Origin of the sequence: Brevundimonas sp., assembly GCF_018608325.1 — a bacterium.
Classification (GTDB): Bacteria; Pseudomonadota; Alphaproteobacteria; order Caulobacterales; family Caulobacteraceae; genus Brevundimonas.
Genome location: NZ_JABAZW010000070.1, coordinates 5,971 through 11,058, shown reverse-complemented (window position 1 = coordinate 11,058; position 5,088 = coordinate 5,971). Strand labels below are relative to the sequence as shown.

Below are 5,088 nucleotides of genomic sequence, written 5' to 3'. Positions count from 1 at the left end.
TGATAATTCGGCGCGCCGACGTGTTCGAACATGCCGACCGAGACGATCCGGTCGAACGGCTGGTCCAGATCGCGATAGTCCTGCAGCCGGAAGTCCGCCTGACCTGACAGGCCCTGCGCCGCCGCCCGCTCATTGGCTGTGCGATGCTGTTCGGTCGACAGGGTGACGCCGGTCACCTGCGCCCCAGCCTTGGCCAGCGACAGACCCAGACCGCCCCAACCACAGCCGATGTCCAGCGCCCTTTGCCCCGGCGACAGCACCAGCTTGTCGATCAGCCGCTGCTTCTTGGCGATCTGCGCCTGTTCCAGCGTCGCGTCCGGCGTTTCGAAATAGGCGCAGGAATACTGCAGGTCTGCGTCCAGAAAGAGCCGGTAGAAATCCACCGTCAGATCATAGTGGTGATGGACATTGGCCCGCGCATGCCTGCGGTCGTTGGCCTGTTCCATCGCGCGACGAATACGCCAGCCAAAGGGTTGCGGCCGCTCCTGCGTCGACAGTTGCGACGCCGCCAGCGCCATGAAGTCATAGATGTCGCCGCCCTCGATGCGAAAGCCGCCGTCCATGAAGGCTTCGCCCAGCTTCAGCTCGGGATTTCCGGCGATAGCCAGAGCGGTCTTGCGGTCCTCGATCACCGCCGTCAGTTCAGGCTCTCCCGGACCCGCCCTCAGGGTTCGACCATCGGGCAGACGCACCGCGATCGATCGCGTGCGAAAGGTTCTGTCCAGAAGAGATTGCAACATGGCGGCATCCTCCTAACTGCTTCAAAGCTAGTCACGGATTCAGATCGCGCAACGAACGACCCGCGATTTCCATTAAGATGCGGCCCAGTTTTTCGGAGACACGCCCATGAGCTTCACCCTGACCTCCACCGATTTTCAGGATGGCGGCGTCCTGCCCGACGCCCAGGTCCAGGCCATAGGCAACACCTCGCCCCATCTGTCGTGGTCCGGCGCGCCCGAGGGCACCAAGAGCTATGCGATCACTTGCTATGACCCGGACGCCCCGACCGGCTCGGGCTTCTGGCACTGGACCGTGGCCAACATCCGCGCCGAGGTGAGCGAACTGGCGGCGGGCGCGGGATCGCGGGGCGGCGATCTGCCCAAGGGCGCCATTCAGGGCCGCACAGACTATGGCCAGCCCGGCTTCGGCGGCGCCGCACCGCCCGCTGGCCATGGCCCGCACCGCTACATCTTCACCGTCTTCGCCGTGGACGTCGAAAGCCTGGATGTGAACGCAGACAACTCGGGCGCCATCTACGGCTTCAACCTGCATTTCCACACTCTGGCCAAGGCCAGCATAACCGCGACCTACGAAAACAAGGGCTGAACCGGCTTGATCGGCGGGGGCGGCGACCTATGTTGCAGCGCAACACTCCCTCCCCCGGACGATCTTCATGACCACCTGCGACGTCGCGCCCCCTCGCGAGACCGTCACCCCTCCCCTTGCCGGGGGGCAGGTGGCGCTGGTCCTGATCGCCCTGGCCATGGGCGGGTTCGCCATCGGCGTGACCGAGTTCGCGGCCATGAGCATCCTGCCGGATTTCGCGGCCGGTCTGGGCGTCGACGCCCCCACCGCCGGTCATGTCATCAGCGCCTATGCCGCGGGAGTGGTGGTCGGCGCGCCGATTCTGGCGGTGCTGGGCGCGCGTCTGCCGCGCTGGCTGCTGCTGATCGGCTTCATGGCTCTGTTCGCCGTCGCCAATGTCGCCAGCGCGCTTGCCCCCACCTACAACTGGATGCTGGTCTTCCGCTTTCTCAGCGGCCTGCCGCACGGGGCCTATTTCGGGGTGGCGGCGCTGGTCGCCGCCTCGGTCGTGCCGCTGGAATACCGTACGCGGGCCGTGTCCACGATCCTGATGGGCCTGACGGTGGCCACCGTCATCGGCGTGCCGTTCGCGAATATCATCAGCCACACCTACGGCTGGCGCTGGACCTTCGCCATCGTGGGCGTTCTGGCGGTCATCACCATGGCGCTAGTCGCCCTGTTCGCGCCGCGCGATCCGGCCCATGCCGACGCCAGCCCTCTGCGTGAGTTGGGGGCTCTGAAGCGTGGACAGGTCTGGCTGACGCTCGGCGTCGGCGCCATCGGCTTTGGCGGCATGTTCGCGGTCTATGCCTATCTGGCCTCCACGCTTCAGGCGGTGACGGGCATCGGGCCGGAAGTCCTGCCCTGGGTCTTCGCCGTGTTCGGCGTGGGCATGTTCCTGGGCAATATTCTGGGCGCATGGGCCGCCGACCGTATCGGCTTCCCCGCAGCGGGCGGCCTTCTGATCTGGAGCGCCATCGCCCTGGCCCTCTATCCGTTTGCGGCGACGAACCTGTGGGCGCTGATGGTCGTGATCTTCTTGATCGGCGGCGGCGGTGGTCTGGGTTCCATCCTGCAGACCCGCCTGATGGACGTGGCGGGCGACGCCCAGACCTTGGCGGCGGCGCTGAATCACTCGGCCTTCAACACCGCCAACGCCATCGGCCCCCTGCTGGGCGGCATGGCCATCGCGGCGGGATACGGCTGGACCTCGACCGCCTGGGTAGGCGTGGCCCTGTCGCTGGGCGGCTTCGTCATCTTCGTGATCGCATGGATGACGGGCCGCAAGCACGCGACGGCCTGACAAGACGAAAGAAGCCTGCTAAAGGCCCGCGCCATGAGCGCCGCCGTCATCGTCTTCCCCGGTTCCAACTGCGATCGCGACTGCAAGGTCGCTATTGAACGCTCCACCAGCGAGCCCGTCTCGATGGTCTGGCATGCCGAGACGGAACTGCCCTCGGGGCTGGACCTGATCGTCATTCCCGGCGGGTTTTCCTATGGCGACTATCTGCGCTGCGGCTCCATGGCGGCCCAGTCGCCGGTGATGCAGGCGGTCAAGAAGGCCGCAGACGACGGCGTCACCGTGGTCGGCATCTGCAACGGCTTCCAGATCCTGTGCGAAGCCGGAATGCTGCCCGGCGCCCTGCTGCGCAACAAGGGCCTGAAATACATCTGCAAGCCCATCGCCCTGACGGTGGCCAACGCCCAGACGCGTTTCACCACCGGCTATGCCGATCAGGCCGAGGTCGTCATGACCCAGGGCAACGCGGATGGAAACTTCTTCGCCGACGCCGAAACCCTGGCGCGCATCGAGGGCGAGGGCCAGGTGGTGTTCCGCTATGTCGACAATCCCAACGGTTCGGTGAACGACATCGCGGGCCTGCAAAACGCGCGCGGTAATGTGTTGGGCATGATGCCCCACCCCGACCGCGCCTTCGAAGCCGAGTTGGGTTCTGCCGACGGCGCAACGCTGTTCCAGAGCATCTACGCGGCGGCTTAAGCCGAGCCGGGCGGCACATGTCGCCCTGGTTGAAATCGTCACAAAACAACGATTGACAGCCTCGCCTTGCGCGCGTCATCCCTACGCGCTCAGGGGGAGTTTAAATGTTGAAAAAGCTATTCGTTGTCGCTGCGGCGATGCTGGTCACCGCCTGCGCGTCGCCCTATGTCGCCACGCCCTATGACCGCGCCAGTGCGAACATCACATCCATCGCCGTCGTCGATGACGCCCTGCCTGAAAAGCCGATGGCCTATGAGGTCGCTTCGGTCGGCTCCAACTTCGGCCTGATCGGCGCCTTGGTCGATGCAGGCATTCAGGTCGAACGCCAGAACGCCGTGCACAAGGCGCTGGAAGCCATCGATTTCGACGCCGAAAGCCGCCTGGAAGCCCGCCTGAGCGAAAAGCTGCAAGCCGATGGCTATGCCGTCGCCCTGCTGCCGGAACAGGCCCGCCCCAAGCGCGAATTCCTGGAAACCTATCCCGATTCAAACGGCGCAGAAGCCTATCTGGACGTCGTGGTCAGCGGCTATGGCTATCTGTCCTCCGGCGCGGGCCAGCCGTTCCGTCCCTATGTGCAGGCTCAGGTGAAGCTGGTGCGGGTGTCCGACGGCGCCAAGCTGATGGAGAACACCATCGTCTCTAACCCTCTGTATGCAGCCGAGGGCGTGGTGACGCTGACGCCTAACCCGGAATACGCCTTCAACAATCGCTCTGAACTGCTGGCGGACCCGAACCGTCTGGCAGCCGGCATCGAAGACGCCCTGTTCAACGTGGCGGACACCGCCGCCCGCCTGATGCACTGAGCCTGAACATGCGCGTCCTCATGTCTATTGGCGGCATGGCCATGCTGTCAGCCTGCGCCACGGCGCCGTCGCATCCCCCTGCCGCCCTGAACTATGCGGAACGCACCTGTGCGGATCAGCCCGACCTGACCGCCGCAATCAGCCTGACGCCGCCCAAGGAACGGGCGGTGTTCACGGTCACTGCGCCGGTGACCAGTGAGACCCCGTGCATGCAGACGGACAGGGGCATAAGCCCCGCCGTCATTTTCGCCCTGCCGACGGATTATGACGACAAGACCATCATCGTCGGCGGCATGCTGGAGCCGCTGCGCATCCTGTCGCCACACGTCGCCGTTCTGGACCGCAACGGCGATGTGACGCGAACCTTCCCGGCGGACGAGTTCCTGTATCGCGGCAGGGTCTATTCCGTGCAGTTCCGCCCGCGTGAGAACGAGACCTACCTGCGCGTATCGGTCGAGCCTGAGCGGGTCGGCCGCAGCTATGACTCCATCGCCATCGGCGTGAACTACACCACCGTGCCGGTCGGCTACACCGCTGCGCTGATCGCCACCGGTGTCGAGGACCGCTCCAGCCGGGCCTTCTCCTACGAAGGTTCGATCCAGGTGATGGTGAACGACACCGACACCAAGGAAGACAAGACCTGACGCAGCCCTCAACGCCCCGTGAAGGCCTCAAGGCTGGCGCGGGACAGGGGGCGGAAGGTGTAGAAGCGGCCGTCGACGACGAAGGTCACTTCGTGCGCTTGCGGGCGTTGCAGGATCGACGGGTCGTCACGGGGCACAGTACGGCCGGTGGCGATGTTCTTGACGTCCATCTCCAGCGACCCGATCCGTACGCCGGACGCCGCCAGAAGCCGGGCCGTACTACGGGCCTCATTGGCCTGCTGCTCGGGCGTGAAAGCCTGCTGGAGCCGCGACCAGGCGGTCTGAAGTTGCTGAGCATTGACGCTGACGGACGGCGCCGTCTGCTCCTGCGCCAGAG

General features: G+C 65.3%; 7 protein-coding genes. 5 read left to right on the top strand and 2 right to left on the bottom strand.

What is annotated here, in order from left to right; all coding sequences use genetic code 11:
- Positions 1 to 740, bottom strand: a 740-nt coding sequence (locus QZ281_RS07485) for a cyclopropane-fatty-acyl-phospholipid synthase family protein (protein WP_292226681.1), incomplete at its 3' end; no start/stop codon positions are given.
- Between the two features lie 106 nt (positions 741 to 846).
- Here QZ281_RS07485 and QZ281_RS07480 point away from each other — a divergent pair.
- From QZ281_RS07480 to QZ281_RS07460, 5 genes are all read left to right on the top strand, one after another.
- A complete protein-coding gene (locus QZ281_RS07480) occupies positions 847 to 1,326 on the top strand; it encodes a YbhB/YbcL family Raf kinase inhibitor-like protein (protein ID WP_292226678.1) in 480 nt (159 codons plus the stop codon).
- 67 nt (positions 1,327 to 1,393) lie between these two features.
- Positions 1,394 to 2,608, top strand: coding sequence for an MFS transporter (locus tag QZ281_RS07475; RefSeq protein WP_292226675.1), 1,215 nt, complete (start codon positions 1,394 to 1,396; stop codon positions 2,606 to 2,608).
- A gap of 33 nt (positions 2,609 to 2,641) precedes the next feature.
- Positions 2,642 to 3,304 carry a phosphoribosylformylglycinamidine synthase subunit PurQ gene (gene purQ, locus QZ281_RS07470; protein WP_292226672.1) on the top strand — a complete coding sequence of 221 codons (663 nt, stop codon included), beginning with the start codon at positions 2,642 to 2,644 and terminating at the stop codon, positions 3,302 to 3,304.
- A gap of 104 nt (positions 3,305 to 3,408) precedes the next feature.
- A complete protein-coding gene (locus QZ281_RS07465) occupies positions 3,409 to 4,107 on the top strand; it encodes a hypothetical protein (protein ID WP_292226669.1) in 699 nt (232 codons plus the stop codon).
- Between the two features lie 8 nt (positions 4,108 to 4,115).
- The gene (locus QZ281_RS07460) at positions 4,116 to 4,751 is read left to right on the top strand and encodes a hypothetical protein (protein ID WP_292226666.1); all 636 of its coding nucleotides are present in this window, start codon (positions 4,116 to 4,118) and stop codon (positions 4,749 to 4,751) included.
- A gap of 8 nt (positions 4,752 to 4,759) precedes the next feature.
- On the opposite strand, the gene QZ281_RS07455 is transcribed toward QZ281_RS07460, so the two are convergent.
- On the bottom strand, positions 4,760 to 5,088 hold a 329-nt coding region (locus QZ281_RS07455; protein WP_292226663.1), incomplete at its 5' end, for a hypothetical protein.

Bases quoted from the DNA above. Each gene is read 5' to 3' on its own strand.
- QZ281_RS07460 (WP_292226666.1), top strand. From the start codon at position 4,116: ATGCGCGTCCTCATGTCTATTGGCGGCATGGCCATGCTGTCAGCCTGC.
- QZ281_RS07465 (WP_292226669.1), top strand. From the start codon at position 3,409: ATGTTGAAAAAGCTATTCGTTGTCGCTGCGGCGATGCTGGTCACCGCC.
- purQ (WP_292226672.1), top strand. From the start codon at position 2,642: ATGAGCGCCGCCGTCATCGTCTTCCCCGGTTCCAACTGCGATCGCGAC.
- QZ281_RS07480 (WP_292226678.1), top strand. From the start codon at position 847: ATGAGCTTCACCCTGACCTCCACCGATTTTCAGGATGGCGGCGTCCTG.
- QZ281_RS07475 (WP_292226675.1), top strand. From the start codon at position 1,394: ATGACCACCTGCGACGTCGCGCCCCCTCGCGAGACCGTCACCCCTCCC.